The following is a 19,902-nucleotide window of genomic DNA, read 5'->3' as shown; positions in this document are numbered from 1 at the left end:
GCGAAGAGGCTCAGGCCGGCGGCGTGCCGTTCTCGGCCAGCACCTCGCCCACCAGGTAGAGCGAGCCGCAGATCAGGATGCGCGGCGGCGTCTCGGTGTCCTCCCAGGTGTCGGCCAGCAGCATCAGCGCGTCGGCGACCGAGTTCACCGGCTCGGCCGAGAGCCCCGCCTCGGCCGCCCGCGCCGCCAGTTCCGCGTTCGGCACGCCGGCTTCGCTCGAGTTCACCGGCACCGTGAAGACGTGCCGCGCCATGCCGTCGAAGGCGCGGAAGTAGTTGGTCTGGTCCTTGGTCGAGATCATGCCGCAGATCAGGAACAGCGGACGCGGAAATCGCTCCTCCTGCTCGGCCAGTGCCTCCGCCACCGCCACCCCCGCCCCGGGGTTGTGGCCGCCGTCGACCCAGAGCTCGGAGCCATCCGGGGCGAGGTCGACCAGGCGGCCATACGCGAGGCGCTGCATGCGGCCGGGCCATTCGACGCTCGTCATTGCCCTTTCGGCCGCCGGATGCCCGATCGCGAAGCCCGCCGCCTTCACCGCCGCGATCGCCGCCGCGGCGTTGGCCAGCTGGTGCCGGCCGGGAAGCCTGGGCAGCGGTAGGTCCATCAGGCCGTCGTCGTCCTGGTAGATGAAGCGCCCGTTCTCCGAGAAGCCGAGGAAGTCCTGTCCGTAGGTCAGCACCGGACATTCGAGCCTGTCCGCCGTCTCGATCAGCACCTCGCGCACCAGGTCCGAATCCTGCTGGCCGATCACCACCGGAACTCCGGGCTTCATGATGCCGGCCTTCTCGGCGGCGATGAGTTCGACCCGGTCACCGAGATAGGCCTGGTGGTCGAGCGAGATCGGCATGATCACCGCCACCGCCGGCCGCTTCACGACATTGGTCGCGTCGAAGCGCCCGCCAAGCCCGACCTCGATCACCGCCGCATCGGCCGGATGCTCGGCGAAAAGCACGAACGAGACAGCCGTGAGGATTTCGAAGACGGTGATCGTCTCCCCGGCATTGGCAGCTGCCACGCGTGCGATCGCGTCAGCGAACACGTCGTCGGAGACGAAGCGCCCGCCGCCTTCCGCGCCGATCCGGTAGCGCTCGTTCCAGGCGACCAGATGCGGCGAGGTGTGGACGTGGGTGCGCAGACCCCCGGCCTCCAGCAGCGCGCGCGAAAAGGCGGCGGCCGAACCCTTGCCGTTGGTGCCGGCAATGTGGATGACGGGCGGCAGGCGGTCCTGCGGATTGCCGAGCCGCTCAAGAAGCCGCCTGATACGCCCCAGCGACAGGTCGAATCCCTTGGGATGCAGCGTCATCAAGCGCGCGATCTCGCGGTCGGCCCTGGTCGTCATCAAAACATGCCCCTGCGCCGCCGCGGGCGCGTCATCGGTCGTATCTGGCCGAAGTCTAAGCCGGCTGCTGCTCGCCGACCTCTTCCGGCTGCGGCTCGGGCGTTGCCGTTTGCGCCTCGGCAATCTCGGGCAGCGGCGTTGCGAGGAAGATCTTGAGCAGCCTAGAAATCGTGCCCTTCAGTTCCTGACGCGGCACGACCATGTCCACCATGCCGTGCTGCATGAGATACTCGGCCCTTTGGAAGCCGTCGGGGAGTTTTTCCCGGATCGTCTGCTCGATGACGCGCGGACCGGCGAAGCCGATCAACGCGCCCGGCTCGGCGATGTGAACGTCGCCCAGCATGGCGTAGGAAGCTGTGACGCCGCCGGTGGTCGGGTTGGTGAGCACCACGATATAGGGCAGCCCCGCTTCCTTCAGCCGGTCGACGGCCACGGTGGTGCGCGGCAACTGCATCAGCGACAGGATGCCTTCCTGCATGCGCGCGCCGCCGGAGGCCGCGAACAGGATCAGCGGCAGCCGGCGTTGCAGCGCCGTCTCGAAGGCCCGGATGATCGCCTCTCCGGCGGCCATCCCGAGCGAGCCGCCCATGAAGGCGAAGTCCTGCGCGGTGACCATGACCTCGAGCCCGTCGATCGTGCCGACGGCGTTGAGGATGGCATCCTCCATGCCGGTCTTGTTGCGGGCGTCGCGCAGACGGTCGGTGTAGCGCTTCTCGTCGCGGAACTTCAGTGGATCGACCGGCACCTTCGGATTGTCGAGGAGTTCGTACCTGCCCTCGTCGAAGAAGTGCCGCAGCCGGTCCTTGGTCGCAATGCGCATGTGATGACCGGACGCTGGGATCACCCACTGGTTCTCCTCCAGGTCCTTATGGAAGACCATCTCGCCGGTCTCCGGACACTTGATCCAGAGGTTCTCGGGCATCTCGCGGCGCCCGAGCATCGAGTTGATTTTCGGTCGGACGTAGTTGGTGATCCAGTTCATCGGGTCGGCTCCCTTCGCTTCCGCCGGGAAAATCGTTCTGAGCGTTAGATGGGACAGCTACCCGGCCGCAGCAAGGCGTGCCCGGCGTACGCCCTGCGCGAGGCCGCTGACCAGCGTGGCGACCGCCTCGGCCGGATCGGCCGTCTTCTCGCCTTTCGGGCCGAGCACGTTGGCCACCGCATTGACGATCGCGGTGCCGACCACCACCCCGTCCGCCGAGGCGCCGATGGCGCGGGCCTGCTCGGCGGTCTTCACGCCGAATCCGACGCAGACCGGCAGATCGGTGTGACCTTTGATGCGGCGGACCGCCTCGCCGACCTTGCCGGTGTCGGCAAGAGCCGAGCCGGTGATGCCGGTCATGGAGACGTAGTAGACGAAGCCCGACGTGTTCTCGAGCACCTTCGGCAGGCGCCTGTCGTCGGTGGTGGGCGTCGCGAGGCGGATGAAGTTGATTCCTGCCTTCACCGCGGGGATGCAGAGTTCCTCGTCCATCTCGGGCGGCAGGTCGACGACGATCAGCCCGTCGATGCCGGAGGCCTTGGCATCCGCCAGGAAACGGTCGACGCCGTAGATGTAGATCGGGTTGTAGTAGCCCATCAGGACGATCGGCGTCTCGTCGTCACCGTTGCGGAATTCGGCCGCCATACGAAGCGTCTTTGCAAGCGTCTGTCCCGCTTTCAGCGCGCGCAGGCCGGCCGCCTGGATCGCGGGGCCGTCGGCCATCGGATCGGAAAACGGCATGCCGAGCTCGATGACGTCGCTGCCGGCCTTCGGCAACGCCTTCATGATCGAAAGGGAGGTGTCGTAGTCGGGATCGCCGCCCATGAAATAGGTGACGAGAGCGGGGCGGCCTTCGGCCTTGAGCTTTGCCATGCGGCGGTCGATGCGGGTGTCGGTCATGCGGTTTGCTACTCGTTCCTCAAGGCTCGGTGGGCTTTTCCGCTCGCTGGTCGAGAACGCGAAGGATCTCGATCTCCTCTTCGGCGACCCGGTAGATAACCGAAAACGGCGTGCGTGGAATGGGAAATCGACGCACGCCGTTCGCGGCAGGATGGCCGATATATGGGTTGGAGAGGATGTTGGCCATAGTCCGGCGGTACTGCCGGCGCGCCCGATCGGCGCCTTCGCGGAAGACGGAATCGTAGTAGGTACGAAACCAGACAAGATCGCGCCGGGTACGAGAAAGGAAGCGAAGCTTCACCGCTCCTTCGGTGGAAGGAAGATATCGGGTTCGGGAGGAGGCAACTCACCCTCCGCGCCCCAACTGTCGATCCAGCGCTCCATCGCCTCCTGTGAGATGAACACGCCTTCGTCGGCTTCCCTCACGGCTTCTGCGAGTTCCCTGCGCAGCCATGCCTGCCGGTCGAGGAACTCACGAATGGCTTCTTCGGCGACTTCCGCTTCCGGCACTTCGCGCAGCCGTGCCTCGTTTTCCAGGCTCTGGCGAAGCTTGTCTTCCAGATGCAGCGAAAGCGGTTCTTCACCCATGACGGGCCTCCTTCATCACGGGTGATGATAGCATGTCCACCGCCAGGTTTCACCGGGAGAACAGCGCGGGCCGGCCCGGCCCCTCCCCTAGAGTTCCACTCCGAGTAGCTTGCCCACGGTGAAGATATCCTTGTCGCCGCGTCCGCACAGGTTCATCACGATGATCTGGTCCTTGTCCATCGTCGGCGCGCGCTTGATGACTTCAGCAAGCGCATGAGCGGGTTCGAGCGCGGGGATGATGCCTTCGAGCTTCGTCAAAAGCTGGAAGGCTTCCAGCGCCTCGGTATCCATGATCGGCACGTATTCGACGCGGCCGGTCTCCTTCAGCCAGGAATGCTCCGGGCCGATGCCGGGATAGTCGAGCCCGGCCGAGATCGAATGGCCGTCCTTGATCTGGCCGTCGGAATTCTGCAGCAGGTAGGTGCGGTTGCCGTGCAGCACGCCGGGCGAACCGGCTGTCAGCGAAGCGCAGTGCTCATCGCCCTGCAAGCCCTTGCCGCCGGCCTCGACGCCGACGATTTTCACGTCACTGTCGTCCAGGAAGGGATGGAACAGCCCAATGGCGTTCGAGCCGCCGCCGACGGCCGCCACCAGCATGTCAGGCAGCCGGCCTTCCGCAGCCAGCATCTGCTCCTTCGCCTCGCGGCCAATGACGGACTGGAACTCGCGCACCAGCTCCGGATAGGGGTGCGGGCCGGCGGCGGTGCCGATGATGTAATAGGTATCCTCGACATTGGTCACCCAGTCGCGCAGCGCCTCGTTCATGGCGTCCTTCAGCGTGCCGTGGCCGGACCTGACGGGCCGCACCTCGGCGCCGAGCAGCTTCATGCGGAAGACGTTCGGCGCCTGCCGTTCCACGTCCGTCGCACCCATGTAAACCACGCAGGGGAAACCGAAGCGGGCGGCCACCGTCGCGGAGGCGACGCCGTGCTGACCGGCACCGGTCTCGGCGATGATGCGCTTCTTGCCCATACGCCGGGCGAGCAGGATCTGGCCCAGACAGTTGTTGATCTTGTGCGAGCCCGTGTGGTTCAGCTCGTCGCGCTTGAAGTAGATCTTTGCTCCGCCCAGATGCTCGGTCAGCCGCTCGGCGAAATAGAGCGGCGACGGCCTTCCGGTGTAATGGGTGTTGAGGTCTTCCAGCTCCGCCTTGAAGGCCGGATCGTTGCGCGCCTCGTTCCAGTGTTTCTCCAGATCAAGGATCAGCGGCATCAGCGTCTCGGCGACGAAGCGGCCGCCGAAGATGCCGAACATGCCCTGCTCGTCGGGTCCGGTGCGGAAGGAATTCGGTGCGGCCGGCTGGTTCATCGCAAATCCTGAACTGGGGACAGTTTACTTTTCGCCCCTTGCGGGACCTCACCGAGGCATATGCCTTTCCGGGGCAGAAAGTAAACTGTCCCCCGCGCCTCTTCAGCCCCTCGCGGCCCGGACGGCGCGAAAGAAATCCTCGATCAATCCAACGTCCTTTACCCCCGGCGCGCTTTCGACGCCGGACGAAACGTCGATGCCAGGCGGCGCGACGAGCCGCAGCGCCTCGCCTATGTTGGCGGCATTCAGGCCTCCCGAAAGCATGTAGTCGATGGTCGGATCGAGGTCGGCCAGAACCGTCCAGTCGAACGGCACGCCGTTGCCGCCCGGCAGTTCGGCGCCCTTCGGCGGCTTGGCATCGAACAGGAACCTGTCGGCCACGCCGCGGTAAGGCTCGATCTTCTCCAGGTCGGCCGCTTCGGCGATGGAGAAGGCCTTCATGACCGGCAGGCCATACCGGGCCTTCACGTCGGCCACGCGCTCAGGGCTCTCCTTGCCGTGGAGCTGGAGCATGTCCGGCATCACCGCGTGGACGATCTCGTCGAGAAAAGCGTCGTCCGCATCGACGGTGACGGCGACCGCCAGGGCTTCCACCTTGCGGTCCGTCATGGGCGCCGCCGCCCCGCCGAGAGCTGCCGCGCGCAGACGCCCGGCATCGTCCGGCGCGATGTTGCGAGGGCTCTTCTCGAAGAAAATGAAGCCGAAATGGGTCGCGCCGCCAACGAGTGCGGCGCCCAGCGCTTCGGGCGTCTTCAGGCCGCAGATCTTGATGTCGAGGGGCATGGCAGGGGACATACCCCCGCGTACGGCAAAAGTCGAACGCTCAGGCGAGATGACGGTCGAATCCCCGCGCGATCAGGAATTCGTACGCCGCCATCACCTCGCCGGGAATATCCTGCGCGACCGCGAAGCCCTTCGCGGGATAGTCCAGAATGCGCTGGAGATCGCCGACCATCTCGTTGACGAAATTCTCCAGTGGAAAGGCGTGGGTCGGCTGGTCGCCGAAGGCGGTTCGCGGCGCCGTGACGAGCGCCTCGACCCCGGCCCACTGACGCGCGACAGCGGCTTTCACCCGGCGCTGCGTCTGCGGCTTGGTGACGAGCACGACGCGGCGGAGGTCGGGGCCGAGCAACGCCGCCGAGAAGCGGATGTTCTCGCCGATGTTGGAGGCTTCCGGCTCGATGAGGATCGCACTTTCGGGCACGCCGGCAGCGACGCAGATCTGCGCGAACGCCTCCGCCTCGCTGGTCTCGTAGAGATCCCGCGTCCAGTGGCCGGACCTGCCGGTCAGCACCAGCCGGGGAGCGATACCGTCGTGGAAGAGTTCGGCGCACCGGTCCGCCACACGCAGGTCGTAGCTGCCGAGGCCGACGATCGCGTCGGAGGGAGCGAGCGGATCGTCGATGCGGTGATAGGCGAAGAGAACTCGCGCGGCGGCGAGGACGCGGGCGTCCAACACCCTCACCCGAACCCGATCGCCTGCAGCGCCGAGCCGTTGCGTTTCAGCCAGGCCTTGGCCTCGTCAGTGCGGGGGCAGAGGTCGCGGCAGAGCTTCCAGAATTTCGGGCCGTGGTTCATTTCCCTGAGATGCGCGACTTCGTGGGCGACGAGGTAGTCGATGACCGCCGGGGGGGCCATCATGATGCGCCAGGAGAAGGAGAGGTTGCCATCGGAGGAGCACGAGCCCCAGCGGCTGGTGGTGTCCTTGTAGCGGATCGCCTTGGCCCGGCGGCCGACGACGGCCGCGTGCTTCACCACCAGGGGCTCGATGTCGCGCTTTGCCTCGCGCTTCAGGAAATCGGCGATGCGGCGCTGCAGGTGCGCCCGGTCGCCGTGGACGACGAGCGCCGGGGCGCCGTGCACCGTCTCGACGGCGACGCTGCCGCGCCGGCCGGGCTCGTGCACGATCAGATGCGGCACCCCGCGCACCGGCACCTTTGCGCCCGGCCGAAGCTGCGGCCGGTCCGGCAGCTTTTCCAGCCGCGCCTCCAGCCAGCCCTGGTGGCGGCGCAGGAACTGGTCGACCTCGCGGTCGGCCAATCCGGGCGGGACGGTGATGCGAAGCCCCTGCCCGCCCGCGTCGATCCTGAGCGTCAGCCGGCGGGCGCGCTGGTTTTCCACGATCCTCAGCGGCAGTTCGCGCCCGGCGACATGATGCGTCCGCTCGAGGGGAGCGACGGGCGGAGCGGAACGGACGGGTTTCCTGAGGAAGGCTGGAATCATGTGCGCCATGATAGTCGAAAGTCGAAAGCGGCGGGAGCAATCCGCCCGATGAAAAACGGCGCCGCGTGTTACGCAGCGCCGTTGTTTCCGTTGTTACGCCCTGGGGCGATCAGTCGTCGAGGAGGCCCGTGGAAGGCTTCGGCTCGCCGTCGTCGCGCCTGGCGTCGCGCTTGCGGTCGGCACGCTCGTTCATGAAGCGGTCGAACTCTTCCTGGTCCTTGGCGCGGCGCAGTTCGCGCAGGTAGCTGTCGAACTCCTCGCGCGCCTCGTCGAGCTTGCGGCGCTCTTCCTCGATGCGGGTGAGTTCGGCCTCGCGCCAATCGTCGAAGGCGACGTTGCCGGTGCGGCCATGGTGATGGCTGCGATGATGGCGGCCGCGCTTGCTGCGGCAGGAGGCGAAGAAGCCGTCCGTCGCCTGGTTCACGTCGCGCTTGAAACCGTCAAGCCGGTCGCCCCAGATGATGTAGGCAAGCATGGCGAGGCCGAGCGGCCAGAACACCATGAAACCGAGCACCATCAGCGCAATAGTCGCCGGCGTCCAGGCCGGACGGATCAGTGCACTCGTGTTCATCGTCTCCCGTTCCTTTCGTGTAGGGGGCAGCCAACCCGGCTGCATGGTATCGAAATGGTATCGGGATTTCGGCTATTCAAGAATCTCCATTGTAAAGTTGTGCAAAGCGTTGGTTGCGCAGCGCAAAATTCGCTTCGTCAGCCGTTGCGATAGACGTAGCTGTAGCCGTTGATGGCGGGCACGCCGCCGAGATGCGCGTAGAGCACCTTCGAGCCGGCCGGGAAGAAACCCTTGCGCACGAGGTCGATGAGGCCCTGCATGGATTTGCCCTCGTAGACCGGGTCCGTCATCATGCCTTCGAGCCGGGCGGCGAGCCGGATCGCCGCGTTGGTCTCGTCCGATGGGACGCCGTAGAGCGGGTAGGCGTAGTCTTCGTTGAGAACGAGATCGTCGTCGGCGATCGGCTTGCCGAGTTCGACGAGTTCCGCCGTGTTGCGGGCGATCTCCAGCACCTGCGCCCGCGTCTGTTGCGGCGTCGCCGAAGCGTCGATGCCGATGACGTTTTTCGCGCGGCCGTCGGCGGCGAAGCCGACCAGCATTCCGGCATGGGTGGAGCCGGTGACGGTGCAGACCACGACATAGTCGAATTTGAAGCCGAGGTCCTTCTCCTGAGCCCGCACCTCCTCGGCGAAGCCGACGTAGCCCAGCCCGCCGAGCCGGTGGACCGAGGCGCCGGCCGGGATGGGATAGGGTCTTCCGCCTTTGGCCTCGACGTCCTTCAACGCGCGTTCCCAGCTTTCGCGGATGCCGATGTCAAAACCCTCATCGACGAGTTCGATCTCGGCGCCCATGACGCGGCTCAGGAGGATGTTGCCGACGCGGTCGTAGACGGCGTCCTGGTGCGGCACCCAGCTTTCCTGGACCAGCCGGCACTTCATGCCGATCTTGGCCGCCGTCGCGGCGACCTGGCGCGTGTGGTTCGACTGGATGCCGCCGATCGTCACCAGCGTATCGGCGCCGGACGCGATGGCGTCGGGAACGATGTATTCGAGTTTTCTCAGTTTGTTGCCGCCGAAGGCCAGGCCGGAATTGCAGTCGTCGCGCTTGGCGAAGATCTCGACCTTGCCGCCGAGATGGCCGGTGAGCCGGTCGAGCTTCTCGATCGGCGTCGGGCCGAAGGTCAGCGGATAACGGGGGAATTTCTCGAGGTTCATGGGCGCGTTCTCCTGCGGTTCATTTGCGCGGGAGACTAGTCGAAGGCGGGTGGAATGTGCTTTCGAAGATGGGAGCAAGATTGCGCCATTCGGCCGGACGTCTGGAAATCAACGGATGAAACGTAAAAGTGATGGCACCGAAGCGGAAGAACCTTCCATCACGGTTGCGCTCGACCGGATCGACATGAAGATCCTGCGGCTGCTGCAGAAGGACGGGCGGCTGGCCAATGCGGAGCTGGCCAAGCGCGTCAACGTAAGCGCCGCCACCTGCCACCGCCGCACGCAACGGCTGTTCGAGAAGGGTTTCATCCGATCTGTGCGGGCCGAAATCGCGCCGGCGCGCGTCGAGCGCGGGGCCCTGGTGATCGTCGGCGTGGTGCTCGACCGCTCGACCAAGGAGAGTTTTGCCGCGTTCGAGGCGGCGGCGCGCAAGCTCTCCTTCGTGCTGGACTGCCACCTGGTGGCGGGCGACTTCGACTATTTCCTGAAAATCCGCCTGCGCGACATGTCGGAGTTCAACCGCCTGCACGGCGAGCAGCTGCTCGGCCTGCCGGGGGTCCGCCAGACGCGGACCTTCTTCGTCATCAAGGAAGTCGTCGACAACGCGCCGCTCGATTTCTGAGGCGAGGGTTTCGCCCGGCCGCGGCCCGGATCCCTGCGCGCAGGACGCGGACATGCCGGCGGAAAGGATTTCAGGCATGGGTCTTCCCGACCGCGCCTTTGCGAAGGCCGGCTTTTGAAAGGATGGGACGGTGGCGGCCGCTCGGTCGCTCTCTTTTTGTTTTTATGTGCGGCCTTGCGACCGCCACCCGGCATTCTGGTCCTGACCGCTCCTTCTCTCCGATCCCCGGACGGCAAGTCGGCCGTTCGCGGATCGTCAGCGCTGCCCGTGACGCGCACGAGGTCTTGGTGCCTCTGGAGCACCGGGGCTTCGGGACGGACCCCCGGACCGCCCGCCACGTGCGCGAACGATCGGAGTGCCGGTTCCTCCCCACGCAATCACCGTCATGACCGATGGCCCCGCGGAAGGAACTGCCGGCAAGAATAGCGCCGGCCAAAAGGGCGGGGATAAGAAAGGCGATCGCGGACGGGGGTTGGGAGCCGGAACAAGGGGTTGGGGGCCGATGAGGGGAGGATTTTTCCACGGGGGAGAGGCGGTTTGCCCATGGCGCGAGAGCACCAGTTTTCGAGACGTACCAAAGTGGGGGTACCCGGAAACTCCGCTACAAGACCCTACATGACCGATGCCTTCGAACACGGCATCACCTGGCTACTCGGAAAGCGCGCCGATCTCCTGATCGAAGCGAATTCATCAGGTGCCACTACGTTCTCCTTGGAGTGGGGCGGGTGCGGAACATCAACGGGCCAGTAGCCAAGTCCCTCGATGTTTCGGAATCTATTCCGCATATTGTACTTCCCGTACCCACTCTGGAGAAGTCGGAGGGCCTAGGCTATGACTAGGCCAGAACTTCTTAGTTTGGGGGGCGGAAGATATGGCATTGGCGGGGGTAAACTTGGATGCCCTCATCCCGCGCGAAGACCTTCAGGCTGAAAGCGCGCCGCTGGGTGGCAAGCCGACCGGCGAAGTCACAGTATCCAATTTGCGGGATGAGATTTTCTACTCCGGATTGCGAAAACCGGATTTTCAGCGTGAAACCGCGAATTGGAGTCCGCAGAAGATCGCGGACATGATCGCTTCATTCTTGGGCGGAGACCTGATCCCGGCAATCATCCTTTGGCGCTCTGGCCAGTACACATTTGTAATTGATGGGGCTCACCGTATCAGCGCGATGCTAGCGTGGATATTTGACGACTACGGCGACAAATCGCGATCCATCGAATATTTCGACAACTTCATTCCTGTCGAGCAAACTGACCTTGCTCGAAAGACAAGGGATCTAGTGAACCGAACCGTCGGGTCGTCCGCCTCGTTTCAAGACATGGCACGCAGCCGCAAGCACGTGCCAGAGGACAAACAGGTAATGCTCGCCAATTTCACGACCAACTCGTTTGTCGTGCAGTGGGTGCCCCAAGATGATGCAGAAGGTGCGGAGCGTTCCTTTTTTAAGATCAATCAGCAACCTACTCCGGTAGATGCCATCGAAAAGAAAATCCTAAAGGGTCGAATGATGGCCAATGCCATCGCGTCGCGAGCGATCAATAGGGGTGGGGTGGGGCACAAGTACTGGGCGCATTTCGCACCAGAAACGCAGACACAGATTGAGTCGCTAGGGAAAGAGATTCACGAGGCGCTATACGCGCCACCGCTGAAGGATGCCTCGATCCGAAGTTCGGATGTACCAGTAGCGGGGCGTGGCTATAGCTCGCTGCCGTTCGTTTTTGACTTTGTGAACCTGGTAAACGGCGTCTCCAAGGGCGACATGAAGGAAGCAGACGACAACGGCAACCAAACGCTTGCGTTCTTAGAAGCGATTCGCAAACGCCTTCGATTAATGACGACAGACTATGCAGGCTCACTCGGCCTACATCCGCTTGTTTACTTCTACACACGCGGAGGAGCATTCCAGCCCGTAGCATTTTTGGCCGTGGCGCAGGTTGTTCAGAAGCTACGGGATCGCGACCAATTCAACCGGTTTTGTGATGTGCGTGAAAGCCTTGAGCGGTCTGATGAATCACAAAGAAGCCTTTACTTTAATCGTGAAAAGCCAAGGTGCGGGGCCGCGAAGCCGTCCGGCAATCGAGGCCTTCTTAGAGAAGGCGCTGGAGGGTTTTTGGGCTGGAGAACCCGAAGATAAGGTGGTTCAATCCGTGGGGCAGGACGCCCGTTTTGGCTTCCTGCTTTCGCCACAACCAGTTCGCGGCGATGGCACGCGCCGAAGGACAACCTTTTCGCCTAGCGTAAAATCCGCTGCCTTCATGTCTGAACTTCATCAATCTGGCGTCCGATGCGGTATCTGTCGCGGCTTGGTGCACCGAAACTCCATTAGCGCCGATCACGTGATCCGGCGGGCCGACGGCGGTGACAATAGCTCAAGAAATGCGCAGCTTTCGCACCCGTATTGCAATTCGGCCTACAAGAACTAGCCGCTGGGAACTAGCCGCTGGTGGGCTTTCTTGGGAGAAGACAGTCGACAGCGCGATCGTAGCGGCTCCGATCATGTTTAGACGGATACGCATACGGCGCTGATCCTGACGGCCTTCCAAGGCGCCGCATCGCCGTGCGTATCGACGACAAACTCAGGAGCCTGAACATGAGCATCCCACGCCAGTCTTGCCCGCACGCCCGCCTGACCCCGAAGATCCTCGAGGTTCGGGACGTGCTCGATCTTTCCGCCCGCGTACCGAACCCGAAGAGAGCGAACCTGCCCCACGGAACAAACTAGAAGAACCTGCGTTGATGCTGCACGGTTCACCCAAAGTTTCCTCTCCCTGGGTTGCCGTTGGGCAGTTTGCTGGCCGGCCTTTTCGAAAGGCCGGCCTCTTTTCATGCAATCCGCCGCACCATTTCCTCCACCGCGCGGATCATGAGGTCGAGGTCTTCGGGCCGCGACAAGCGGTGATCGCCGTCCCGGATCAGGCTCAGCGTCACGTCGTCGGCGGGAAGGTGCTCGACCAGCTTCTGGGCGTGGGTATAGGGCACGTCCGGGTCCTTCATCCCCTGCAGGATCGTCACCGGGCAATGTGTCTCGATGACGCCGTCGAGGACGCGGTTCAGGCGTCCGTCCTCGATCAGCGCGCGGGTATAGACGTTCGGCTCGGGGCCGTAGTCCGAAGGCTCCTCGAACCAGCCCTGTTCCAGCAGCGCGCGCTTCTGGCCCGCCGTCAGCTTCGGCTCCATCAGCTCGATCGTGAAGTCTGGCGCCGGCGCGATCAGGACCATGCCGGCGATGCGCCGGTTTTCCGTCGAGCGACCGAGCTCCTGCACCATGCGCAGCGCGATCCAGGCCCCCATGGAAGATCCGACTAGGATCTGCGGACCGCTCGTGCACGCCTCGAAAACGGCGAGGCTCTGCTTCAGCCAGCGCGAGATGGTGCCCTCGCGGAATTCGCCGCCCGATTCGCCGTGGCCGGAATAGTCGTGGCGAAGGAAGGCATGTCCGGTCTCGTTCGCCCAGTCGGCCAGCCGCTCGGCCTTGGTGCCGAGCATGTCCGAACGATACCCCCCGAGCCAGACCAGCCCCGGTGCGTCCCCCCGCTGACGCCGCAGCGCGATGGAAACGCCGTCGACCTCGATGAACTCAGGCGGTTGTTTCTCCAAGGCGATCTCCTTTCGTGCGTCGATCCGCGCGCGGGCATGGGCGGCGAACATGGCGCCGAAGCGCCTTTCGGTAGGCGTGCGAAGCCGAATCCGTTGGTTTTGCGTGATTTCTTCGGCATGTCGTGCTATTGACAGAACTCCCGCACGACCGACATAGGCGGCGGGAACGCTCGAAGCAATTCATCCCGAACGACATCGGACAAGGAGACCACGACCATTCGCAGACCGCACAAAGCCGCAGCGCCCGTAAAGGAAGGGCCGCGCGCCAACAGCGAGATCCGGGCAGCCCGGGTTCAGCTCATCGATTCCGACGGTTCCAATCGCGGCGTCGTCGCCATCCAGGAAGCATTGCAGATCGCGGAGGACCTTGGGCTCGACCTCGTCGAGATTTCCCCCAACGCGGAGCCGCCCGTCTGCAAGATCACCGACCTCGGCAAACTGAAGTATCAGAGCCAGAAGAAGGCGGCCGAGGCGCGCAAGAACCAGAAGGTCATCGAGATCAAGGAGATCAAGATGCGCCCGAACATCGACACCCACGACTACGAGACCAAGATGAAGGCGGTGCGCCGCTTCTTCGACGAGGGCGACAAGGTCAAGCTGACGTTGCGCTTCCGCGGACGCGAGATGGCGCACATGGAACTCGGCATGCAGCTTCTGAACAAGGTGCGCGAGGAGACGGCCGAGATCGCCAAGGTGGAGGCCGAGCCGAGGCTCGAAGGCCGCCAGATGATGATGGTCCTCGCACCGCGCTAGAAGCCGGGAAGCTTCGCCGAACGAGAAGCGGGAGAACGCCCTCCGATGCATTCCCAGGATCTGCCAGGCGGGGCGGCGCAAGACGCCGTCTCGTCACGCCCCCCGCCGGGTCTTGCGAACTACCAGCGCTGGCGGCGCTACGTGCTCGCGGCGCTCGTCGCGGTCATCTTCGGGGCGCTGCTCTTCGGCCAGTCCCTTTTCCCGCCGGAGACGCCGGTTCACGAGACCGTCGAGATGATCGGCATCCTGCTCATCTTCCTCGGCATCGTGGGGCGGCTGTGGTCGACGCTCTACATCGGCAGCCGCAAGTCCGCGGAGCTGGTATCGGGCGGCCCCTATTCGGTCACCCGCAATCCGCTCTACGTGTTCTCGACGCTGGCGGCGGCGGGCGTCGGCGCGCAGATGGGCAGCATTTCGGCGCTCGTCCTCTTCGCGCTCCTTTGCGCGGGCGCCTTCCACATCGTCATCCTGCGCGAGGAGCGCTACCTCTCCCAGGTGCTGGGCGCGCCTTATGAGGCCTATTGCAGGCGGGTTCCCCGCTTCGTCCCCGACGTTTCTCTCTATGACGAAGGCGACACAGGACGCTTCGTGCCGAAGCTTCTGAAGACGACCCTGTTCGACGGGCTGGTCTTCCTGGTCGCCATGCCCGCGTTCGAACTGATCGACGCAGGGCAGATGTCGGGCGTGCTGCCGGTGCTCTTCCGGCTGCCGTAGGCTCTTCTCACGGAGTCCGCTGCCAGGTCGGCTCGACGCTGCCCGATGCAGGGAGCCCCAGCGGGATGACGTCTACCGACGAGGAGGGACGGACGGTGTCCCACGGCCGCGGCTCCTGCCGGGCACCGCATCAAATGTCGGCAATTCTCCGCATGCAACCGCTTGCATCACCTCGCCATCAGCGCGAACACGCCCCAGCCCAGATATTCCCGCGTATAAGTGGCGTAGCGTTCAGGTTCCGAGCGCAGTTGGGCTCGAACATCCCTTGCGAAATCGTCGTCGGGGTTCGCATCGAGCCACCGACGCATCGTGAGCCATTTGGCCGCCTCGTACCTGTCCCAGCTGTCCTGGTTTGCCAGAACCATTTCCACGACGTCATAGTCGAGGTCGCCGAAGGACGCGATGAGCTCGGAGAGCATCAGGAAGTCGGAGATCGAACCGGCACCGCATCCCTTGGCGACCTCTTCCGTCGGCGGCGACCGCAGCCAGTACGGCTCACCGATGAGGATAATCCCTCCGGTGCGGAGACTTCCCGCCAGAAGCTCGATGGTGCCGGCGACTCCCCCGCCGATCCACGTGGCACCGACGCAGGCTGCGACACCGACCTTTTCCTCGGCCACATGTCCGGCAGCGTCGCCGTGGATGAACGCGACGCGATCCGCGACCCCGAGTTCCTCGGCGCGCAGCTTCGCTTGCTCGGTGAACAACTGGCTCATGTCGATACCGGTGCCGCTGATTGCGTGATCGCGCGCCCATGTACACAGCATCTCGCCTGAACCGCTGCCGAGGTCCAGCACGCGGGTCTCTGGCTCCAGGCGCAATGCCGCGCCGAGAGTGGCGAGCTTTTCGGAGGTGAGCGGGTTGTGGATGCGGTGAGCGCTTTCGGTAACGTTGAAAATCCGGGGGATGTCCACAGCAGGTACGCCTTTCGTATGCAATTGAATTCGATCCGTGACCAATACTACGTCAAGTCCGTCCCTGGGCGGATATCAACCCGACCGGCGCGCACCTCACAAGCTGGCAACGGGCTTTGCCCCAGCGGCCATCGATCGACGCATCCGGTATTGCCGTCCGGCGGCAGTGCTGATATAGCCCCCGCGTTCAAGAAAGAGCCGCCCGGCAGGGCATGCCGTGGCGGTTTCTCATGCTTTCCGGACTTTGGTCGGTCCGGAGACAAAGGCAAGAGGCGCCGAGCCTCACACAAGGAGAAGCAAAATGCCCAAGATGAAGACCAAGTCTTCCGCGAAGAAGCGGTTCAAGATCACGGCGACCGGCAAGGTCCTGTCGGCCGCGGCCGGCAAGCGCCACGGCATGATCAAGCGTTCCAACAAGTTCATCCGCGACGCCCGCGGCACCATGGTCCTCCACGAGGCCGATGCCAAGAAGGTCGTGAAGAACTTCCTGCCCAACGGCGGCGGCCTCTGAGCCCCCCGTCCGGACACGAGCGCTAGTTTCAAGGAGATCATGACATGGCACGCGTCAAGAGGGGCGTAACGTCCCACGCCAAGCACAAGAAGGTTCTCGCCCAGGCCAAGGGATTCTACGGCCGCCGCAAGAACACCATCCGCATCGCCAAGCAGGCGGTGGAAAAGTCGCTGCAGTACGCCTACCGCGACCGCAAGAACCGCAAGCGCAACTTCCGCGCCCTGTGGATCCAGCGCATCAACGCCGCGGCGCGCGAGCACGGCCTGACCTATGCCCGCTTCATGGACGGGCTGAACAAGGCCGGCATCGAGATCGACCGCAAGGTCCTGTCCGACATGGCCATCCACGAGCCGCAGGCCTTCGCCGCGCTTGTCGCCAAGTCGAAGGACTCGCTGGTCTATCTGAAGGACGGCAATCCGAACGAGTTCGAAGCGGCCGTCGCGTAAGACAGGCGCTTCCCAGGCGTTCGAATTTCGGTTTGGGAACCCGCGCCGGCCATGCCAGCGCGGGTTTTCGCTTGATATCAAGCACCCACCGCTGAGGCCGCGAAGATTCGGTGATTTGACATGACGGAACTGACCACGCTGGAAAACACTCTCCTCGCGGACATCGCGGCGGCGGGCGACGAGGCGGCGATCGAGGCGGTGCGCATCGCGGCGCTCGGCAAGAAGGGCTCGGTGTCGGAGCGCCTCAAGATGCTGGGCTCCATGTCGCCGGAAGAGCGCCAGACCATGGGGCCGGCGATCAACGGACTGAAGAACCGCATCACCGAGGCGCTGGCCGCCCGCAAGGGCGAACTGCGCGACGCGGCGATCGAGGCGCGGCTCGCGTCGGAGAAAGTCGACGTGACGCTGCCGGTGCGCCAGGCTCCGGCCGAGCGCGGCCGCATCCACCCGATCAGCCAGGTGATCGACGAGATCGCCGCGATTTTCGGCGACCTCGGCTTCGCGATCGCGGAAGGTCCCGACATCGAGACCGACTACTACAACTTCACGGCGCTGAACTTCCCGGAAGGCCATCCGGCGCGCGAGATGCACGACACGTTCTTCTTCCAGCCGAACGAGAAGGGCGAGCGCAAGCTTCTGCGCACCCACACCTCGCCCGTGCAGATCCGCACCATGGAGACCCAGAAGCCGCCGATCCGCATCGTCATCCCGGGCAAGACCTACCGGCAGGATTCGGATGCGACGCACTCGCCGATGTTCCACCAGCTCGAAGGCCTGGTGATCGACAGGACGGCCAACGTCGCCAACATGAAGTGGGTGCTGGAGGAGTTCTGCAAGGCCTTCTTCGAGGTGCCGAAGGTGGACATGCGCTTCCGGCCGTCCTTCTTCCCGTTCACCGAGCCCTCCCTCGAGGTCGACATCCAGTGCGACCGTTCGCGGCCGGGCGAGGTGCGCTTCGGCGAGGGCAAGGATTGGATGGAGATCCTCGGCTGCGGCATGGTGCACCCCAACGTGCTCCGGATGTCGGGCCTTGACCCGGACGAGTACCAGGGTTTTGCCTGGGGCATGGGTATCGACCGCATCGCCATGCTGAAATACGGCATGCCGGATCTGCGCGCCTTCTTCGACGCGGATGTGAGGTGGCTCCAGCACTACGGCTTCCGCCCACTCGATCTGCCGACGCTGTTCGGGGGGTTGAGCAGCTGATGGTCTCGAACACGCATCTTTGGACGCCAGAGAAGTTAGCAAAGAAGACTCGCGCCGAGATCGAGGATCTGCGCGCGCGAGCGGTCCGTCTAGGCGCGGCTGACCTCGTTAGGATGTGCGATCTTGATCTTTCTTCCAGACCGCTAAAGGCAATCAGACCTGGTAAAAACTCCACTGCCAAAAAACTCCACAGGCAAGTTGTACTTGGTTATCATTTTGTCTGTTCGAAAGGTCGCGGGATATCTGAAGAAGCGGACGGCAGGTTCTGGAGCGGGTCTTGGGTGGTCGCGGAACAGAACGTGAAAGAGAGCATACGACGTGGCGCCTACCTGGCGCTTCATGAGACGAAAGCGGCTACCTCTTATCGCCAGGGGAAAGTTGTGGCCTATCGAAAGAGCCCTCGCGAGATGATCGACAAGGAGAACGACGGAATCGAGTTTCTCGTGGAAGAAACAGACCAACAACTCAGTTGGGTCGGGAGTGGTAGTGGCGAAAAAGGGTATTATTGGTCAGAGCCGCTTAAGGGTTCCGAATAACTATTTTGGCTGATTACCCGGAAAAGGATCGCCCGGTCGCGGCCTGGTGCGATCCGGAGCATCTTCATGTGCGGCTGGCCGACGGGAGACAAGTTTCGGTCCCCTTGTGGTGGTATCCACGCCTGCTCGGAGCCACGGCCGCGCAACGCAACACGGTCGAGTTCATGCTGGACGGGGTTCACTGGCCCGAGATCGACGAGAATATCTCCGTTGACGGGCTTCTGAACGGACGCAAGGCGCCCGGAGCGTCTCGGCCATCGGTGGCGGCGGAGTAGTCGACAGGCCCGCTCGGTACCGAGGCCGGATTCGCCGATAAGCCTCGACGTCATCGGCGCGTTCGGCCGGCGATCGGGCGGTTCTCGCGCATTGCGGTCAGGAAACGGCGGGCCACCTTTTCGAGGAAACGCGTGCTGAAGGACCCGACGGGGGTCAGACTTTCAAAGTCGTAGAGTTCGTCCGGACGAACGCGGTTGTAGTCGTCGAGGATGAGGTGGCTCGCCTTTTCGGTGCCGAGGCCGATCCTGCGCTGTTCGGTCTCCGGAACCACCTCGTAGAGCCGCTGCATCCCGGACTCAGAAGGCTTCGGAACCTGACTCGATATGGGGAAGAGGTAGAGCCAGCCGTTCACCTCTATCATCAGGCAAACGCGGCGAACCTTGCGCCCGCCTTCTTCTCCACGCTCGGCCTCATGGCCCCAAAGGTAGTTGTAGAGGTAGACCTCACCGCGCTTCATGCGCCGGAACTGGCGTCATCGAGAATCTGCTGGAAGCCTGCGGAGAGGTTGTCGATGTCTTCCTGGGGAGCGTCGGCCAGGGTGAAGGCGTTACGCTCGCGGTCGCCCGCGGCCATCCGCTCCAGCCGCTCGTATTCGGCCATGGGCATCATCATCACCTTGGCCTTGCCGCGCTTTGCCAGCGAGACTTTGCCCGACATGGCGGCATCAAGAACGTCGCCCGACCGGCGGCTCAGGTCCGAGAAGGTGAATGTCTTCACGAAGGGGTCCTTTCGCAGAGTATGCAGATCATACAGAAGATCTGGATTATATGAAAGTTCTACCGCCAGCCTTCGCCACAAAGCGCGGCGACCCGGTCGCAGAAAACGAAAGCCCCGTCAGCCTGACGGCTGACGGGGCTTGAAGGAACTCGGATCGAGGATTTGGCCTCGATCGGACCGGGTCGTCCGGCGATCAGGCGAGATTGCCGCCGATCCAGGCCGTCAGCGCGGTCTTGGGGGCGGCGCCGACCTTCATGTCGGCCACTTCGCCGCCCTTGAAGATCATCAGCGTGGGGATCGAGCGAATGCCGTACTGCGCGGCGATCTCGGGGTTCTCGTCGATGTTGACCTTGGCGACCTTCACCTTGCCGGCCATTTCGTTCGAAATCTCATCGAGCGACGGGGCGATCATCTTGCAGGGGCCGCACCATTCGGCCCAGAAATCGACGACCACCGGCTCGGCTGCGTCGAGCACTTCGGCCTGGAATGTATTCTTGTCGGCTTTGACGGTGGACATCTTCTTCTCCTTGGGAAACAGGAAGTCG

Annotated in this window: 26 protein-coding genes; 10 read left to right on the top strand and 16 right to left on the bottom strand. The window is 63.8% G+C overall.

Features of this window, described 5'->3' with window-relative positions; genetic code table 11:
• Positions 1-10 precede the first annotated feature (10 nt).
• The 11 genes from ABGN05_RS18775 to ABGN05_RS18725 form a co-directional block, all read right to left on the bottom strand.
• On the bottom strand, positions 11-1,342 hold the full coding sequence (locus ABGN05_RS18775; protein WP_367955568.1) for a bifunctional folylpolyglutamate synthase/dihydrofolate synthase: 1,332 nt from the start codon (positions 1,340-1,342) through the stop codon (positions 11-13).
• Between the two features lie 52 nt (positions 1,343-1,394).
• Positions 1,395-2,321 (bottom strand): acetyl-CoA carboxylase, carboxyltransferase subunit beta, encoded by a 927-nt coding sequence (accD, locus tag ABGN05_RS18770; protein WP_367955567.1) that lies wholly within the window; start codon positions 2,319-2,321, stop codon positions 1,395-1,397.
• A gap of 57 nt (positions 2,322-2,378) precedes the next feature.
• Complete coding sequence (gene trpA / locus ABGN05_RS18765) at positions 2,379-3,221, bottom strand: tryptophan synthase subunit alpha (protein WP_367955566.1); 843 nt, start codon at positions 3,219-3,221, stop codon at positions 2,379-2,381.
• 19 nt (positions 3,222-3,240) lie between these two features.
• On the bottom strand, positions 3,241-3,522 hold the full coding sequence (locus ABGN05_RS18760) for a type II toxin-antitoxin system RelE/ParE family toxin (protein ID WP_367955565.1): 282 nt from the start codon (positions 3,520-3,522) through the stop codon (positions 3,241-3,243).
• Positions 3,519-3,809 carry a hypothetical protein gene (locus ABGN05_RS18755; protein ID WP_367955564.1) on the bottom strand — a complete coding sequence of 97 codons (291 nt, stop codon included), beginning with the start codon at positions 3,807-3,809 and terminating at the stop codon, positions 3,519-3,521. The genes ABGN05_RS18760 and ABGN05_RS18755 overlap by 4 nt, the downstream gene beginning before the upstream one ends.
• 87 nt (positions 3,810-3,896) lie before the next feature.
• Complete coding sequence (gene trpB, locus ABGN05_RS18750; RefSeq protein WP_367955563.1) at positions 3,897-5,117, bottom strand: tryptophan synthase subunit beta; 1,221 nt, start codon at positions 5,115-5,117, stop codon at positions 3,897-3,899.
• Positions 5,118-5,219: 102 nt separating this feature from the next.
• Positions 5,220-5,900, bottom strand: a complete 681-nt coding sequence (locus tag ABGN05_RS18745) for a phosphoribosylanthranilate isomerase (protein WP_367955562.1) — start codon at positions 5,898-5,900, stop codon at positions 5,220-5,222.
• Positions 5,901-5,940: 40 nt separating this feature from the next.
• Positions 5,941-6,573 (bottom strand): YdcF family protein, encoded by a 633-nt coding sequence (locus ABGN05_RS18740; protein ID WP_367955561.1) that lies wholly within the window; start codon positions 6,571-6,573, stop codon positions 5,941-5,943.
• A gap of 5 nt (positions 6,574-6,578) precedes the next feature.
• The gene (locus ABGN05_RS18735; RefSeq protein ID WP_367955887.1) at positions 6,579-7,340 is read right to left on the bottom strand and encodes a M48 family metallopeptidase; all 762 of its coding nucleotides are present in this window, start codon (positions 7,338-7,340) and stop codon (positions 6,579-6,581) included.
• A gap of 109 nt (positions 7,341-7,449) precedes the next feature.
• Positions 7,450-7,911 carry a DUF2852 domain-containing protein gene (locus tag ABGN05_RS18730; protein WP_367955560.1) on the bottom strand — a complete coding sequence of 154 codons (462 nt, stop codon included), beginning with the start codon at positions 7,909-7,911 and terminating at the stop codon, positions 7,450-7,452.
• Positions 7,912-8,048: 137 nt separating this feature from the next.
• Positions 8,049-9,065 (bottom strand): 1-aminocyclopropane-1-carboxylate deaminase, encoded by a 1,017-nt coding sequence (locus ABGN05_RS18725; protein ID WP_367955559.1) that lies wholly within the window; start codon positions 9,063-9,065, stop codon positions 8,049-8,051.
• Positions 9,066-9,180: 115 nt separating this feature from the next.
• Here ABGN05_RS18725 and ABGN05_RS18720 point away from each other — a divergent pair, with 115 nt between their 5' ends.
• The 3 genes from ABGN05_RS18720 (at position 9,181) to ABGN05_RS18710 (ending at position 12,110) form a co-directional block, all read left to right on the top strand.
• Complete coding sequence (locus tag ABGN05_RS18720; protein ID WP_367955558.1) at positions 9,181-9,687, top strand: Lrp/AsnC family transcriptional regulator; 507 nt, start codon at positions 9,181-9,183, stop codon at positions 9,685-9,687.
• Positions 9,688-10,579: 892 nt separating this feature from the next.
• Positions 10,580-11,821: a GmrSD restriction endonuclease domain-containing protein gene (locus tag ABGN05_RS18715; protein ID WP_367955557.1), complete on the top strand. Its 1,242-nt coding sequence runs from the start codon at positions 10,580-10,582 to the stop codon at positions 11,819-11,821.
• 121 nt (positions 11,822-11,942) lie between these two features.
• Positions 11,943-12,110 carry an HNH endonuclease gene (locus ABGN05_RS18710; protein ID WP_367955886.1) on the top strand — a complete coding sequence of 56 codons (168 nt, stop codon included), beginning with the start codon at positions 11,943-11,945 and terminating at the stop codon, positions 12,108-12,110.
• A 400-nt stretch (positions 12,111-12,510) separates the two neighbouring features.
• On the opposite strand, the gene ABGN05_RS18705 is transcribed toward ABGN05_RS18710, so the two are convergent.
• Positions 12,511-13,284 (bottom strand): alpha/beta hydrolase, encoded by a 774-nt coding sequence (locus tag ABGN05_RS18705; RefSeq protein WP_367955556.1) that lies wholly within the window; start codon positions 13,282-13,284, stop codon positions 12,511-12,513.
• A gap of 216 nt (positions 13,285-13,500) precedes the next feature.
• Between ABGN05_RS18705 and infC the strand changes: the two genes are divergently transcribed.
• Both infC and ABGN05_RS18695 read left to right on the top strand, forming a co-directional pair.
• The gene (gene infC, locus ABGN05_RS18700) at positions 13,501-14,037 is read left to right on the top strand and encodes a translation initiation factor IF-3 (RefSeq protein ID WP_367955885.1); all 537 of its coding nucleotides are present in this window, start codon (positions 13,501-13,503) and stop codon (positions 14,035-14,037) included.
• Positions 14,038-14,082: 45 nt separating this feature from the next.
• Positions 14,083-14,751 carry a methyltransferase family protein gene (locus tag ABGN05_RS18695; RefSeq protein WP_367955555.1) on the top strand — a complete coding sequence of 223 codons (669 nt, stop codon included), beginning with the start codon at positions 14,083-14,085 and terminating at the stop codon, positions 14,749-14,751.
• Between the two features lie 167 nt (positions 14,752-14,918).
• On the opposite strand, the gene ABGN05_RS18690 is transcribed toward ABGN05_RS18695, so the two are convergent.
• Entirely contained in the window at positions 14,919-15,710 is a 792-nt protein-coding gene (locus ABGN05_RS18690; protein ID WP_367955554.1) for an SAM-dependent methyltransferase, read from the bottom strand.
• A 256-nt stretch (positions 15,711-15,966) separates the two neighbouring features.
• On the opposite strand from ABGN05_RS18690, the gene rpmI reads away from it, so the two are divergent.
• The 5 genes from rpmI (at position 15,967) to ABGN05_RS18665 (ending at position 18,639) form a co-directional block, all read left to right on the top strand.
• A complete protein-coding gene (rpmI, locus tag ABGN05_RS18685; RefSeq protein ID WP_367955553.1) occupies positions 15,967-16,176 on the top strand; it encodes a 50S ribosomal protein L35 in 210 nt (69 codons plus the stop codon).
• Positions 16,177-16,220: 44 nt separating this feature from the next.
• The gene (gene rplT / locus ABGN05_RS18680) at positions 16,221-16,622 is read left to right on the top strand and encodes a 50S ribosomal protein L20 (RefSeq protein ID WP_367955552.1); all 402 of its coding nucleotides are present in this window, start codon (positions 16,221-16,223) and stop codon (positions 16,620-16,622) included.
• A gap of 120 nt (positions 16,623-16,742) precedes the next feature.
• Positions 16,743-17,828 (top strand): phenylalanine--tRNA ligase subunit alpha, encoded by a 1,086-nt coding sequence (pheS, locus tag ABGN05_RS18675; RefSeq protein ID WP_367955551.1) that lies wholly within the window; start codon positions 16,743-16,745, stop codon positions 17,826-17,828.
• The gene (locus ABGN05_RS18670; RefSeq protein ID WP_367955550.1) at positions 17,828-18,364 is read left to right on the top strand and encodes a hypothetical protein; all 537 of its coding nucleotides are present in this window, start codon (positions 17,828-17,830) and stop codon (positions 18,362-18,364) included. The genes pheS and ABGN05_RS18670 overlap by 1 nt, the downstream gene beginning before the upstream one ends.
• A gap of 5 nt (positions 18,365-18,369) precedes the next feature.
• Complete coding sequence (locus ABGN05_RS18665; protein WP_367955549.1) at positions 18,370-18,639, top strand: DUF2442 domain-containing protein; 270 nt, start codon at positions 18,370-18,372, stop codon at positions 18,637-18,639.
• A gap of 50 nt (positions 18,640-18,689) precedes the next feature.
• Here the strand turns inward: ABGN05_RS18665 and ABGN05_RS18660 are convergent, their stop codons facing one another.
• The 3 genes from ABGN05_RS18660 to trxA all read right to left on the bottom strand — a co-directional run bounded on the left by ABGN05_RS18660 (position 18,690) and on the right by trxA (position 19,874).
• Positions 18,690-19,097 (bottom strand): hypothetical protein, encoded by a 408-nt coding sequence (locus ABGN05_RS18660; protein ID WP_367955548.1) that lies wholly within the window; start codon positions 19,095-19,097, stop codon positions 18,690-18,692.
• Complete coding sequence (locus ABGN05_RS18655) at positions 19,094-19,357, bottom strand: type II toxin-antitoxin system prevent-host-death family antitoxin (protein WP_367955547.1); 264 nt, start codon at positions 19,355-19,357, stop codon at positions 19,094-19,096. Before ABGN05_RS18655 ends, ABGN05_RS18660 begins: the two co-directional genes overlap by 4 nt.
• A gap of 193 nt (positions 19,358-19,550) precedes the next feature.
• On the bottom strand, positions 19,551-19,874 hold the full coding sequence (gene trxA / locus ABGN05_RS18650) for a thioredoxin (RefSeq protein WP_367955546.1): 324 nt from the start codon (positions 19,872-19,874) through the stop codon (positions 19,551-19,553).
• Between the last annotated feature and the right edge of the window lie 28 nt (positions 19,875-19,902).

It is taken from the genome of Aquibium pacificum (assembly GCF_040839445.1).
Lineage (GTDB): Bacteria > Pseudomonadota > Alphaproteobacteria > Rhizobiales > Rhizobiaceae > Aquibium > Aquibium pacificus.
This window is presented reverse-complemented; position numbering and strand designations above follow the sequence as displayed.